Origin of the sequence: Stenotrophomonas sp. TD3 (assembly GCF_001939825.1) — a bacterium.
Taxonomy (GTDB): Bacteria; Pseudomonadota; Gammaproteobacteria; order Xanthomonadales; family Xanthomonadaceae; genus Stenotrophomonas.
The window spans coordinates 350,971-364,371 of record NZ_MOYM01000002.1 but is presented as its reverse complement, the minus strand read 5'-3'; the positions used below and the strand labels follow the sequence as shown (position 1 = coordinate 364,371).

General features: G+C 66.5%; 11 protein-coding genes. 3 read left to right on the top strand and 8 right to left on the bottom strand.

From position 1 onward, the window contains the following. Positions 1-39 precede the first annotated feature (39 nt). Positions 40-1,941 (bottom strand): threonine--tRNA ligase, encoded by a 1,902-nt coding sequence (gene thrS, locus BKE09_RS18470; RefSeq protein ID WP_075677155.1) that lies wholly within the window; start codon positions 1,939-1,941, stop codon positions 40-42. Positions 1,942-2,370: 429 nt separating this feature from the next. Between thrS and BKE09_RS18465 the strand changes: the two genes are divergently transcribed. Genes BKE09_RS18465 through BKE09_RS18455 form a run of 3 tightly spaced genes read left to right on the top strand, consistent with a single transcriptional unit; the run spans position 2,371 to position 4,500 of the window. Then, positions 2,371-2,667: a hypothetical protein gene (locus BKE09_RS18465; protein ID WP_014037937.1), complete on the top strand. Its 297-nt coding sequence runs from the start codon at positions 2,371-2,373 to the stop codon at positions 2,665-2,667. Beyond that, complete coding sequence (locus tag BKE09_RS18460) at positions 2,667-2,930, top strand: hypothetical protein (protein ID WP_075677153.1); 264 nt, start codon at positions 2,667-2,669, stop codon at positions 2,928-2,930. Before BKE09_RS18465 ends, BKE09_RS18460 begins: the two co-directional genes overlap by 1 nt. A gap of 10 nt (positions 2,931-2,940) precedes the next feature. Beyond that, complete coding sequence (locus tag BKE09_RS18455) at positions 2,941-4,500, top strand: PepSY-associated TM helix domain-containing protein (protein WP_075677151.1); 1,560 nt, start codon at positions 2,941-2,943, stop codon at positions 4,498-4,500. Positions 4,501-4,524: 24 nt separating this feature from the next. Here BKE09_RS18455 and BKE09_RS18450 read toward each other — a convergent pair whose 3' ends face one another. The 7 genes from BKE09_RS18450 to infB all read right to left on the bottom strand — a co-directional run bounded on the left by BKE09_RS18450 (position 4,525) and on the right by infB (position 13,375). Beyond that, the gene (locus BKE09_RS18450; RefSeq protein ID WP_075677149.1) at positions 4,525-4,929 is read right to left on the bottom strand and encodes a VOC family protein; all 405 of its coding nucleotides are present in this window, start codon (positions 4,927-4,929) and stop codon (positions 4,525-4,527) included. A 90-nt stretch (positions 4,930-5,019) separates the two neighbouring features. After that, on the bottom strand, positions 5,020-6,210 hold the full coding sequence (locus BKE09_RS18445; protein WP_075677147.1) for a glycoside hydrolase family 18 protein: 1,191 nt from the start codon (positions 6,208-6,210) through the stop codon (positions 5,020-5,022). A 280-nt stretch (positions 6,211-6,490) separates the two neighbouring features. Beyond that, positions 6,491-8,599 carry a polyribonucleotide nucleotidyltransferase gene (gene pnp / locus BKE09_RS18440; RefSeq protein WP_014037942.1) on the bottom strand — a complete coding sequence of 703 codons (2,109 nt, stop codon included), beginning with the start codon at positions 8,597-8,599 and terminating at the stop codon, positions 6,491-6,493. A gap of 151 nt (positions 8,600-8,750) precedes the next feature. Beyond that, positions 8,751-9,011, bottom strand: coding sequence for a 30S ribosomal protein S15 (rpsO, locus tag BKE09_RS18435; RefSeq protein ID WP_005410445.1), 261 nt, complete (start codon positions 9,009-9,011; stop codon positions 8,751-8,753). A gap of 173 nt (positions 9,012-9,184) precedes the next feature. Next, positions 9,185-10,093, bottom strand: coding sequence for a tRNA pseudouridine(55) synthase TruB (gene truB / locus BKE09_RS18430; RefSeq protein ID WP_075677145.1), 909 nt, complete (start codon positions 10,091-10,093; stop codon positions 9,185-9,187). Between the two features lie 105 nt (positions 10,094-10,198). Next, positions 10,199-10,582, bottom strand: coding sequence for a 30S ribosome-binding factor RbfA (gene rbfA / locus BKE09_RS18425; protein WP_005410447.1), 384 nt, complete (start codon positions 10,580-10,582; stop codon positions 10,199-10,201). A gap of 147 nt (positions 10,583-10,729) precedes the next feature. Then, on the bottom strand, positions 10,730-13,375 hold the full coding sequence (infB, locus tag BKE09_RS18420) for a translation initiation factor IF-2 (RefSeq protein WP_075677143.1): 2,646 nt from the start codon (positions 13,373-13,375) through the stop codon (positions 10,730-10,732). Between the last annotated feature and the right edge of the window lie 26 nt (positions 13,376-13,401).

Here is a 13,401-nt window from a genome sequence, read left to right as displayed (position 1 = left end):
ACCGGTCCGGGTGCCTGTGCCCCCGGACCGGACCTTTGCTTACGCGCCCTCGGCGTGGAGCCGCTCGATGAAGGCCTGCAGGCTCATGCTGCCCAGGTCTTCGCCAGAACGCGTACGCACCGCCACAGCCCCATTTTCCTTCTCGCGGTCACCAATGACCAGCAGGTAGGGCACGCGCTGCAACGTATGCTCGCGGATTTTATAGCCGATCTTCTCGTTACGCAAATCCGAGCTGACGCGGAAGCCTTGCTCCGCAAGGGTTTTGGTCACGCCCGAGACGTAGTCGGCCTGGGCGTCGGTGATGTTGGCCACCACCACCTGGGTCGGCGCCAGCCAGGCCGGGAACTGGCCGGCATGGTGCTCGATCAGGATGCCCAGGAAGCGCTCCATCGAGCCGACGATGGCGCGGTGCAGCATGACCGGGTGCTTCTTCTGGCTGTTCTCATCCACGTACTCGGCGCCCAGACGGCCCGGCATCATGAAGTCGACCTGCATGGTGCCCAGCTGCCAGGTACGGCCGATCGCGTCCTTCAGGTGGTACTCGATCTTCGGGCCATAGAAGGCGCCCTCGCCCGGCAGCTCCTGCCACTCCACCCCATTGCTGGACAGTGCCGAGCGCAGCGCGCCCTCGGCCTTGTCCCAGGTGGCGTCGTCGCCCAGGCGCGATTCCGGACGCAGCGCGATCTTGACCTGGATCTCATCGAAGCCGAAGTGCTGGTAAACCGCCAGCGCCTGCTGGTGGAACGCGGTCACTTCCGCCTCGACCTGGTTTTCGGTGCAGAACACGTGGCCGTCGTCCTGGGTGAAACCACGCACGCGCAGGATGCCGTGCAGCGCGCCGGACGGCTCGTTGCGGTGGCAGGCACCGAACTCACCGTAGCGGATCGGCAGGTCGCGGTAGCTGTGCAGGCCCTGGTTGAACACCTGCACGTGGCCCGGGCAGTTCATCGGCTTGAGCGCGTAGGTGCGCTTCTCCGATTCGGTGAAGAACATCGCGTCCTGGTAGTTGTCCCAGTGGCCGGATTTCTGCCACAGGCTCACGTCCAGGATCTGCGGGCAGCGCACTTCGCCGTAGCCGGTCTTGCGGTACACCTTGCGCATGTACTGCTCGACCACCTGCCACAGCGCCCAGCCCTTGGGGTGCCAGAACACCAGGCCCGGGGCCTCTTCCTGCAGGTGGAACAGGTCCTGCTGCTTGCCGATGCGGCGGTGGTCGCGCATCTCGGCTTCCTCGATGCGCTTGATGTACGCCTCGAGCTGCTTCTTGTCGGCCCAGGCGGTGCCGTAGATGCGCTGCAGCTGCTCGTTCTGCGCGTCGCCGCGCCAGTAGGCGCCGGAGATGCGGGTCAGCTTGAAGGCCTTCAGGAAGCGCGTGTTCGGCACGTGCGGGCCGCGGCACATGTCCACGTATTCCTGGTGGTAATACATGCCCATCGCCTGGATGTCGTCGGACATGTCTTCGATCAGGCGCAGCTTGTAGTCCTCGCCACGGGCCTTGAAGATCTCGATCACTTCGGCACGCGGCGTCACCTTCTTGATGACGTCGTAATCCTGGGCGATCAGCTCGCCCATGCGCTTCTCGATCGCGGCCATGTCATCCGGGGTGAACGGGCGCTCGGAGTAGATGTCGTAGTAGAAGCCCTCGGCGATCACCGGGCCGATCACCATCTTGACGTCCGGGTACAGCTGCTTGACGGCGTGGCCGACCAGGTGGGCGCAGGAGTGGCGGATGATCTCCACGCCCTCCTCGTCCTTGGCGGTGATGATGCGCAGGCTGGCATCGTGGTCGATGACGTCACTGGCATCGACCAGCACGCCATCGACCGAACCGGCGATGGTGGCCTTGGCCAGGCCGGCACCGATCGACTGGGCGACGTCCATGACGCTGACGGGGTTTTCGAACTCGCGGCGGCTGCCGTCGGGAAGGGTAATGTTGATCATCGCATTGGTTTCGTGCGGGGCCCGCGGGGCGGGCTGGAAAGCATTCCCGGGCCATTGCCCGGGCAATAAAAAAGCGCCGCGAGGGCGCCTGGAACACAGGGCCTTCGGGGGCAGGTCAACAGTGGGCGGTGGTAGTGCTCATGTCGCACGCTCGGCCGGCGCTGGGCGCGGGCCACCTTGTTCCAGTCAGGGTTCTGCGATGATCTTAAACCAGCGCACCGGAAAGCCCAAGGGCTACCGTACGGTCCGCTGAATGGCCAGCGCTGGCGGCGTGAAAACGCAATGATTACCATGTCCGCGCAGCCCGCCCCGTGCCAGCCTGCCCGCTTTCCCCCAGGACCTCGTGATGCGCCACCCGCTCCGACCGGCTCCCGCCGGCCCCGCCCGTGCCCCGCGTTCGCCGGCCCGCTGCCAAGGCGGCCGCCCGCAATGATCACCGTCGGCCTTTCCACGCTGGGCTTCTGCAGCCTGGGCATGCTGGCGGCGATGTTCTCGGTGCTGGCGTTCTATGCCGCCTCGCCGCACTGCCGCTGGCCGCGCCTGCGCCGCGCCGGCCGCCTCGGCCGCCAGATCGGCCTGGTCGCCGCCGCTGCCGCGTTGTGGCTGTGGATGGCCGAACTCGGCTTTGCTGCTGGCCTGGTGGCGATGCTGTGCACCTGGATGCTGGCCGCGATGCTGCTGCCAGCCCTGGCCGCCTGGCATCGCCCGGGCACGGAGTCGCCCTGATGTGGCCGCGCGCCTTCGCCGGCATCGTGGCCGGCTTCTTCCTGGCCGCTGCCGTGACCGGGCTGGTGACCTGGCTGCCGCCAGGACCCTGGCAGAACGCGCTGGTGCCCAGCCTGATCACGTTCATCCCGCTGTGGATGCTGGCTGCCCTGTGGGCGTTCAGCTTCCGCAGCGCACTGCGCGCCTGGGTGACACTGGCCGGCAGCGCTGCGGCAGGCTTCGCCGTGCTGACGCTGCTGCGCCTGACCGGCGCGGTGCAATGAGACCCACCCCATGAAGTTCAGCTCGCAGACCCTGCGTACGTTCACCACCCTGCACACCTGGGTCGGCCTGGTTGCCGGCTTCGGCCTGTTCGTGGCCTTCTACGCGGGTGCGCTGACCCTGTTCCACCACGACCTGCCGCTGTGGCAGACCCCGGGTGCAGCCACCGCATTGCCGGCGGGCCTGGACGACGCGCAGTACCTGCTGGAAGACGTGCTGGCGACACACCCGGAAGCCCGCCGCCACGTCGGCATGACCTTCCCCGGCGCCGAACATCCACAACCACTGGCCTACTGGCAGGCCGATGACGGCAGCTGGCGCTATGCCTGGCCGGGCCAGATCGCCGGCAGCCCGACGCCGCCACAGACCGGGCTGGCCGAACTGGTCAACGAACTGCATTACAGCCTCGGCCTGCCGGTGGCCGGCATCTACGTGATGGGCATCGTCAGCCTGCTGTATGGCATGGCGCTGCTGAGCGGCCTGGTGATCCACCTGCCAAAGCTGTTCGGCGACCTGTTCGCGCTGCGCCCGGGCCGCAACCTGAAGCAACTGTGGCAGGACGCGCACAACGTGATCGGCGTGCTCAGCCTGCCCTTCCACCTCATGTTCGCGGTCACTGGCGCCCTGCTCTGCCTGGTATTCGTGCAGATGGCCCTGCTCAATCCGTTGATCTACGACGGCAAGGCCCTGCAGGCGGTACCGACTGCAATGGACACCGCGCCGGTGCGCGACGCCAGCGGCATCCCGGCACCGCCGGGCAGCCTGCGCCTGCTGCATGCGCGTGCGCTTGAAGTGGCCCGCGCACAGGGCGTGGCCAACTTCGAGCCGGCCTACCTGAAGCTGGCCAACGCCGGCGATGCCAACGCCACGATCGAGATCACTGGTGAATCCACCGGCACACTCGGCCCGCTCGGCTCGGTGGCCCTGGACGTGGCCACCGGCAGCGTCCTGGCCTCCCAGCTGCCGGGCCAGCGCGATGCCAACCACGCCACGCTCAGCGCCGCCTATGCCCTGCACTTCGGCGAGTTCGGCAACGGCGTGGTGGTGTGGCTGTACTTCCTGCTCGGCCTCGGCGGTGCGTTCCTGTTCTACTCCGGCAACCTGTTGTGGATCGAGTCGCGACGCAAGCGTCGCCAGCCGCAACAGCCGCGTGCCGGGGTGAACATGGCGCGCGCCACGGTCGGCGTGTGCATCGGCCTGTGCGTGGCGATCTCGGTCGCGTTCGTCACCGCACTGGTGCTGGAGCGGCTGGCACCGTCGGCGGTCGACCACGGCATCCGCTGGGCCTGCTTCGGCAGCTGGGCAGCCTGTGCGCTGTGGGCTGCACTGCGCCGACCCGCGCAGGCCGCGCGCGAGCTGCTTTGGGCCGCAGCAATCAGCACTGCACTGGTGCCGGTCCTGCACGGTGCACTCAATGGTGACTGGCTGTGGCGCGCGGCGGCGCGTGGCCACTGGCCGCTGTTCTGGGTCGATGCCATCGCGCTGGCCATGGCCTTCGGCTTCGCCCGCCTGGCCGTCGCCAGCCAGCGCCGCGCCCGCAACGGGGATCCCAACAGCGTCTGGGCCGATTGAGCGTTCGCCGGGCATCGCCCGGCGCTACCGCTGCGGGTGTTCCTCGCCCGGGTAACGACTCACTTCGATCAGGTTGCCATCCGGGTCGCGGAAGTACACCGATTCGATCGGCCCCAGCGCACCGGTGCGTGCCACCGGCCCCTCCTCCACCGCAATGGCCTGCGCCTGCAGGTGCGCCAGCACATCGACCGTTGCCGTTCGCGTGACCAGGCACAGGTCGGCACTGCCCGGCGTGGGTCGCAGCGCATGCGGCTGCAGTGGCGCGCTGGCCGGATGCAGATTGATCTTCTGCTGGCCGAACTGCAGCGCGGTACGGCCCGCGCCGAAGCGCACGACCTGCATGCCGAGCACGCGCTGGTAGAAATCACAGCTGCGTTCGATGTCGGCGACGGTGAGGACTAGGTGGTCCAGGCGTTCGAGATGGATCATGCCCGCAGCGTAACGCTGCGGGCGTGGACATGCTGTACGGGGTTCGGCCGATGGCGTTGCGGCATTGCGCCGGACATCGCCTGATGCCGCTCAATCGCCGATGCGCGCCTTCTGCCACGGGCCGAGCATCGCGTTGAGCAGGCTGGCCTGCTCGTCGTCGCCGGTCAGCTCCCACATGAACACCCCGGCCAGGCCCTGCTCGCGGGCGAACTGCGCACGCAGGCCGATCGAGCGCGGGTCTTCATAGCTGATGAAAACCTTCTGCCCGGCGTTGTACAGCCACGGGCTCTGCGCCTGTGGTTGCCAGTGCTTCGTCCAACCCGGCTGGTCCAGATAGCGCGCCTTGATCACCCGCCAGTCGCCGGCGTCTGCCGGTGCGCTGTAGGGCTGATACAGGCCATCCGGTGCATTACCGGTGACCTTGAAGCCGCGCCCGTAGAACGGCACGCCCAGCACCAGCTTGCTGGCCGGCACCCCGTGCTCGCGGTAGTACTGCACTGCGCCGGCCACATTGTTCCAGCGTCGCAGCTCCGGTGCCAGCGGATCGGTCGATACTTCATGCAGGGGCGCATTGAAGGTCGATACCGATGAGAAGCCGGTGCCCATGTCGTAGCTCATCAGGTTGATGAAATCGAACACCTTGGCCAGCGCCGGCAGGTCGTAGCTCGCCGCCGGATCATAGGGACCGTCGGTCTGCAGGCGACCGGCGGCCAGCGCGGCGGTCAGCAGCATCGGCTGTCGCGCCTTGCGCCCGTGCGCGTCGAGCGCCACGCGGAACGCCTGTGCGAGCCTGGTCAGATTGGCGCGATCCTGCGGGCGATGCGCCAACTCCTTCGGGCCGCCACTGACCGGGAATTCCCAGTCGATATCCACGCCATCGAAGCTGCCGGCATGGCGATCGAAGAACAGTGCCATGCATGAGTCCACCAGGCGCTTGCGGCTGGCCTCGGTCAACGCTGCATCGGAGAACCCACCCGCACCCCAGCCACCGATCGAAATCAGCGTGCGCAGGTGCGGGTGCGCCTTCTTCAGCTCGGCCAGCGCCGCGAAATTCTTCGGCGCTTCCGCGCCGATCGTGCAGCGCCCGTCCTCGATGGTGGAGAACGCATAGAACAGATGGGTCAGGCGCTCGGCAGGAATGCTCGAGACTGGATAGCGCTCGGCCGAACCACCAGGGTAATAGGCGCCGAAGATCGGCGGCTGCGCGGGCGCGGCATGCGCGGCAATGGGCAAGGCACCGGCAATCAGCACGGCAAGGACGGCCACGGTCTGGCGGAACATGGGATCTCCCGGTTCGAAGGCGCAGCCACGTTAGCAAACCGATGTGCCTGTGGTACGGATGTCGCGGCATGTCGTCCCGTGGACAGGCGCGATCCGCGCAACCGTGACAGAACGATGGCCACCTGCTGGCGCTCACGCACTGCAGCAGGACATGCAGCGACCTGTATGAGCGGCTCCTGGTTGCGTCGAGGCAAAGAAAAAGCGGGCCGAAGCCCGCTTTTTCATTTGCGAAAGCGTGAGGACCAACGGTCCCCACCCACCGCACAATCAGCAGTACCGATTACTCGGCGCTGACGGCGTCGCCTTCTTCCACGGCCTTCATCGACAGGCGGATACGGCCCTGCTTGTCGACTTCCAGCACCTTGACCTTGACCACATCGCCTTCCTTCAGCACGTCGCCGACCTTCTCGACGCGATCGCTGGAGATCTGCGACACGTGGACCAGACCGTCCTTGCCCGGCAGGATGGTGACGAACGCACCGAAGTCCATGATCTTGGCGACCTTGCCTTCGTAGATGCGGCCCGGCTCGACGTCCGAGGTGATCTGCTCGATGCGGGCCTTGGCGGCCTGGGCAGCGATGGCATTGACCGAAGCGATGACGATGGTGCCGTCGTCCTGGATGTCGATCTGGGTGCCGGTTTCCTTGGTGATGGCCTGGATGGTCGAGCCACCCTTGCCGATCACTTCGCGGATCTTGTCCGGGTGGATCTTGATGGTCAGCAGGCGCGGCGCGTAGTCGGACAGCTCTTCACGCGGAGCGGTCAGGCCGTGGGCCATTTCGCCCAGGATGTGCAGACGGCCAGCCTTGGCCTGCTGCAGAGCCTGCTTCATGATCTCTTCGGTGATGCCTTCGATCTTGATGTCCATCTGCAGGGCGGAAATGCCCTCAGCGGTACCGGCCACCTTGAAGTCCATGTCGCCCAGGTGATCTTCATCACCCAGGATGTCGGACAGGACGACGAAGCGCTCGCCTTCCTTGACCAGACCCATGGCGATACCGGCCACCGGCGCCTTCACCGGCACGCCGGCGTCCATCAGGGCCAGCGACGAACCGCAGACCGAGGCCATCGACGAGGAACCGTTCGACTCGGTGATTTCCGAGACGACGCGGATGGTGTACGGGAAGGATTCCAGCGACGGCATGACAGCCAGCACGCCGCGCTTGGCCAGGCGACCGTGGCCGATTTCGCGGCGCTTCGGGCCCATCATGCGGCCGCACTCACCCACCGAGAACGGAGGGAAGTTGTAGTGGAACAGGAAGTTTTCCTTGTACTCACCGGCAACGGCATCGATGACCTGGCCATCACGGGCGGTGCCCAGGGTGATGGTCACGATGGCCTGGGTTTCGCCACGGGTGAACAGCGAGGAACCGTGGGTGCGCGGCAGCACGCCGGTCTTCACGGCGATCGGGCGGACGGTGTCCAGCGCACGGCCGTCGATGCGGACCTTGGTGTCCAGCACGGAGTCACGCATGGTGCGGTACTCCAGCTCGCCGAATTCCTTCGACAGCTCGGCCGGGTTCCAGCCTTCAGCGGCCACGCGGCCAGCCAGGGTTTCAACCACGTCCTTCTTGATCGCCGAGATGGCATCGCGGCGCTGCAGCTTGTCACGCACCTGGAAGGCTTCGCCCAGGCGCGGGCCGATGGCTTCCTTCAGGGCGGAGATCAGCGCGTCGTTCTTGGCCGGGGCTTCCCAGGTCGACGGCTTGGTACCGGCTTCGACGGTCAGCTCGTTGATCGCGTTGATGACCTTCTGCATTTCGCGGTGACCGAAGGTCACGGCGCCCAGCATCACTTCTTCGGACAGCAGCGCGGCTTCGGATTCAACCATCAGCACGGCGTTGGAGGTACCGGCGACGACCAGCTCCAGCTGCGAGTCAGCCAGTTCGCTGACGGTCGGGTTCAGGATGTACTCGCCGTTCTTGTAGCCGACCTTGGCCGCGCCGATCGGACCCATGAACGGGGTGCCAGCCAGGGCCAGGGCAGCCGAAGCACCGATCAGGGCCGGGATGTCACCGTCCACATCCGGGTTCAGCGACATCACCGTGGCGATGATCTGCACTTCGTTCTTGTAGTCTTCCGGGAACAGCGGGCGGATCGGACGGTCGATCAGACGCGAGATCAGGGTTTCCTTCTCGGTCGCACGGCCTTCGCGCTTGAAGAAACCACCCGGGATGCGGCCGCCGGCGTAGAACTTTTCCTGATAATCGACGGTCAGCGGGAAGAAGTCCTGGCCTTCGCGCGCGCTCTTGGCGGCGACGGCGGTGACCAGCAGTACGGTGTCGTCCATCTTGACGATGACGGCGCCGCTGGCCTGACGGGCGACTTCGCCGGTCTCAAGCGTGACGGTGTGCTTGCCGTACTGGAAGGTTTTGGTGATTTTTGCCACGGAGGGTGTCCTTGGGGATGCTGTCTGCGAATTTGGACCGTCGGCGACCCTTGCCGCCAGCGGGTGGCCGGATCGTTCCGGCCTGAATCGGGGATTGCGGTGCTACAAAACAAAACCGCGGCGCATCGCTGCGCCGCGGGGGATTCGTTGCTTAGCGACGCAGGCCAAGCTTCTCGATCAGGGCCTTGTAACGCTCGACGTCCTTCTTCTTCAGGTAGTCGAGCAGGCTGCGACGGCGGTTGACCATCTGCAGCAGGCCGCGGCGGCTGTGGTGGTCCTTCTTGTGGGTCTTGAAGTGGCCGGTCAGCAGTTCGATGCGGGCGGTCAGCAGTGCAACCTGGACTTCCGGGGAGCCGGTGTCAGCCGAGCTGCGCTTGTTGTCTTCAATGACCTTCTGGGTGTCGATCGACATTTCTTTTTTCTCTGTGATGCGTGGCCGGCAGGAACGCGCTTCGCGCACCGCCAGGCTCGCCGTGGACTACGAGGATGAAACCTGCGCGAGGCAGGCTGCCGGAAAACGGCCGCGAAATTGTAACGGTCGGGGGCTTCCGGGACAAGGACCGGGGCTGAACCGGCAGGCCCCGGTCAGAGGTTGAAACGGCGCTGCGGGGCCAGCAGGCCACTGTCGTCGACCTGGCCGAGGCCCTGGACAGCATCGTCCGGACCGAACACGGCCACCAGGCCGCGCGGCCAGGACAGGTCGCGCTGGCGCTGGCCGACACAGAACCGATGGGCCTGGTCGGCGTCCAGGTCGACCCTCGGGTATTCAGCCAGGCCGGCCGCCAACGGCAGCAGCAACGCATCCATGCCGGCCTCGTCACCGGCCTCGACCATCGCCCGCAGCTGGTCCAGCGTGACCATGGCAGGCTCGCGGAACGGCTCGACCCAGAGCCGGCGCAGCGCGCTGATGTGGGCGCCACAGCCCAGGCTTTCGCCGAGGTCGCGGGCCAGGCTGCGGATATAGGTGCCGGAACCACAGGTCACGCGCAACCGCAGCCGTTCCGGCTGCTGCTCCAGCACCTCGATGGCGTGCACCTGCACCTCGCGTTCGGGCGCTTCGATGGCGTCACCGCGGCGAGCCTTCACATACAGCGGTTCACCGCCCTGCTTCAGCGCCGAATAGATCGGGGCACGTTGGCGGATGTTGCCGGTCAGCGGCGCCAGCGCAGCCTGCAGGGCCTCGGTACTGATCGCCGGCACCGGGCGCTGCAGCAGCACCTGGCCTTCGGCATCGTCGGTATCCGTGGTCTGGCCGAGCACGATCTCGGCGTCGTAGGCCTTGGCCGAACCCAGCAGCAGGCCGGCGATCTTGGTCGCCTCGCCGAAACACAGCGGCAGCAGGCCGGTGGCCAGCGGGTCGAGGCTGCCGGTATGCCCCCCCTTCTCGGCGCGGAACAGGCGGCGCGCCACCTGCAGGGCAGCGTTGGAGCTCATGCCGGTCGACTTGTCGAGCAGCAGGATGCCATCCAGGCGGCGGAACTGAATTCGGGTCATGACAGGAGTGTGTAGAGCCGGGCCGTGCTCGGCTGCCGCAGCGCGGCCCGCAGGGGCTTCGCGTTGCCGGAATGGAAAGACGCCGGGCATGGGCCCGGCGCTACCTTATTCTTCGTCGCTCTCGCGACGCTTCTCGGCGGCCAGCGTATCGGGCAGGTCGCGCAGGATGTTGTCGATGTGCTCACCACGGTCGACCGAGTCGTCGTAGTGGAAATGCAGCTCCGGCACGTGGCGCAGCTTCATCGCGCGGGCCAGGTCCATGCGCAGGCGGTAGCCCAGTTCCTTCAGGCCGGCCACGGCTTCAGCCGAACGTTCCGGCATCAGCGCGGTGACGAACACCTTGGCATGGGCCATGTCGCGGGTGATTTCCACGTCGGACACGCTCACCGAGGGCAACCCGTGCTCGCGCACGGCGTTGTGCACCAGGGTGCCGAGTTCACGGCGCAGCTGGGCGGAGACACGGTCGGTTCGATGGAAAGTCTTGGGCACGAGGAGCTCTTGGTTCAGTTGTCGCCCGACCAACGGTCGGGCGCTGCATCTACATGGTACCCGACCGTTGGCCGGGTTCTACAGCATGGCAGGGCCCGACCGGGCTCTACCATGGTAGGGCCCGACCGTTGGTCGGGCCACATCACATTACAGGGTGCGCGGCACTTCGATACGCTCGAAGCACTCGATCTGGTCACCCGGCTTGACGTCGTTGTAGGCCTTCACGGCGATACCGCATTCGGTACCGTTGCGGACTTCCTCGACGTTCTCCTTGAAGCGACGCAGCGATTCCAGTTCGCCCTCGAAGATCACCACGCTGTCGCGCAGCACGCGGATCGGCTTGTTGCGCTTGACCACGCCCTCGATGACCATCGAGCCGGCGACGGCGCCCAGCTTGGAGCTGCGGAAGACGTCGCGGACCTCGGCGATACCGATGATCTCTTCGCGGATCTCCACGCCCAGCAGACCGGAGGCCACCTGCTTCACCTGGTCGATCACGTCATAGATGATCGAGAAGTAGCGCAGGTCGACGCCGTTGGATTCAATGATGCGACGGGCCGAAGCATCCGCACGCACGTTGAAGCCGATGACGGTGGCCTTCGAAGCGGCCGCCGAGTTGGCGTCAGACTCGGTGATGCCGCCCACGCCGGAGTGGATCACGTTGATGCGGATGTCTTCGTTGGACAGCGCGACCAGTGCCTGGCTCAGCGCCTGCACCGAACCCTGCACGTCGGCCTTGATGACCAGGTTGAGGACCTGCTGGCCCTCGCCCTTGCCCAGGGTCGCCATGATGTCTTCCATGCGGCTGCCCGCAGTGGCGACCAGGCGCGATTCACGACGCTTGGTCTCACGCTGCTGGGCAACGTCCTTGGCCAGGCGCTCGTCCTCGACCACCACGAAGTCGTCACCGGCTTCCGGCACGCCGGACAGGCCCAGGACCTGCACCGGGATGGACGGGCCAGCGAACTCCGGCTGCTTGCCGGTCTCGTCGAACAGCGCACGCACGCGGCCGTACTGGATGCCGCACACCAGGTAGTCGCCCTTCTTCAGGCGGCCCTGCTGCACCAGCACGGTCGCGACCGGGCCGCGGCCCTTGTCCAGCGACGACTCGATCACCACGCCCGAGGCGCGGCCTTCGTCGACGGCCTTCAGTTCCAGCAGTTCGGCCTGGATCGAGATGGCGTCCAGCAGGTCGTCGATGCCCAGGCCGGTCTTGGCCGAGATCTCCACCATCTGGGTGTCACCACCGAAGTCTTCGGCCACGACCTGCTCGGACAGCAGTTCGTTCTTGACCCGCATCGGATCGGCATCGGACTTGTCGATCTTGTTGATCGCCACGATCAGCGGCACACCCGCCGAACGGGCGTGCTGGATCGCTTCCTTGGTCTGCGGCATGACGCCGTCATCGGCGGCCACGACCAGCACCACGATGTCGGTCAGCTTGGCACCGCGCGCACGCATCGAGGTGAACGCGGCGTGGCCCGGGGTATCCAGGAAGCTGATCACGCCCTTCGGCGTATCGACGTGGTAAGCGCCGATGTGCTGGGTGATGCCGCCAGCTTCGCCGGTGGCGACCTTGGTACGGCGGATGTAATCCAGCAGCGAGGTCTTGCCGTGGTCGACGTGACCCATGATGGTGACCACCGGCGGACGCTGGGTGGCTTCGCCCTGGTTTTCACCGGTCGAGGCCAGCAGTGCGTCTTCGGCGTCGTTGTCGTTGGCACGGATCGCCTTGTGGCCGAGTTCTTCGGTCACCAGCGCGGCGGTGTCATGGTCGATGGACTGGGTGATGGTGGCCATCACGCCCATCTTGAACAGCGCCTTGACCACCTCGCCACCCTTCAGCGCAAGCTTCTGCGCCAGGTCGGCCACGGTGATCGTGTCGCCGATCGCCACTTCACGCACCACCGGTGCGGTCGGACGCTCGAAGGCGTGCGGACCGGCATTGTTGCCACCACGCGACATGTCGCGACGGCCACCGGACTGGTTGCGACCACCCGGACGTCCACGGGAATTGCTGTTGTTGCTGTTGCCACGACGCGCACGGTCGGCAGCCGACAGGTGCATCTGGCCGGCGAAGCGATCGCCCGGGCCACGCTCGTTGCGCGGCGCGCTGCGGTTGTTGCGGTCGTCGCTGCGCGGCGGCGGCGGCGCACCACGCGGCGCAGCCGGGGCTGCGGCCGGGGCGCGCGGCGGGCGCGGCGCGGTTTCGTCGATCGGAGCACGCTTGGGCTTGCTGGCAGCCAGCGCCTCGGCCGCCTTGGCGGCAGCCGCAGCTTCCTCGGCCGCCTTCTTCTCGGCTTCGGCGCGCTCCTTGGCGGCAACCTCTTCCTCACGGGCGCGGACGATGGCCTCGTCGCGCAGACGATCCTTCTCGGCCAGGGCCTGCTGTTCGGCAAGGTTGCGGGCACGCGACTCTTCCAGCTTGCGCAGGATGTCGGCGCGCTCTTCGTCCGGGGTCATGGCGCGAGCACCATCCTTGACGTAGGTACGCTTCTGGCGGACCTCGACATTCACGGTCGTCTTGCTGCGACCGGAATTGACCGTCACTTCCTGCTGCTTCCGGCGGTTGAGCGTGATCTTCTTTGCAGACTGATCGGTCTCTTCCGGGGCCTGCTCGGGCTTGCCGTGCGAACGACGAAGGAAGCCCAGGAGCTTAACCTTCTCGGAGCTGGTCACGACCTGGTCGGGACCGCTGAACTTCATGCCGGCACCGGCCAGCTGTTCCAGCAGTTTTTCGACCGGCGTGTTGACCAGTTCGGCAAGCTTGCGGATGGTGGTTTGCTGCGACATTCGGATCCTATGATCTTGTGGGCGCC

Coding starts and splice junctions, on each gene's coding strand:
- BKE09_RS18455 (WP_075677151.1), top strand. CDS start 2,941: ATGAAGTTCAGCTCGCAGACCCTGCGTACGTTCACCACCCTGCACACC.
- truB (WP_075677145.1), bottom strand. CDS start 10,093: ATGACCCGAATTCAGTTCCGCCGCCTGGATGGCATCCTGCTGCTCGAC.
- infB (WP_075677143.1), bottom strand. CDS start 13,375: ATGTCGCAGCAAACCACCATCCGCAAGCTTGCCGAACTGGTCAACACG.
- BKE09_RS18460 (WP_075677153.1), top strand. CDS start 2,667: ATGTGGCCGCGCGCCTTCGCCGGCATCGTGGCCGGCTTCTTCCTGGCC.
- BKE09_RS18465 (WP_014037937.1), top strand. CDS start 2,371: ATGATCACCGTCGGCCTTTCCACGCTGGGCTTCTGCAGCCTGGGCATG.
- thrS (WP_075677155.1), bottom strand. CDS start 1,941: ATGATCAACATTACCCTTCCCGACGGCAGCCGCCGCGAGTTCGAAAAC.
- rpsO (WP_005410445.1), bottom strand. CDS start 9,011: ATGTCGATCGACACCCAGAAGGTCATTGAAGACAACAAGCGCAGCTCG.
- BKE09_RS18450 (WP_075677149.1), bottom strand. CDS start 4,929: ATGATCCATCTCGAACGCCTGGACCACCTAGTCCTCACCGTCGCCGAC.
- BKE09_RS18445 (WP_075677147.1), bottom strand. CDS start 6,210: ATGTTCCGCCAGACCGTGGCCGTCCTTGCCGTGCTGATTGCCGGTGCC.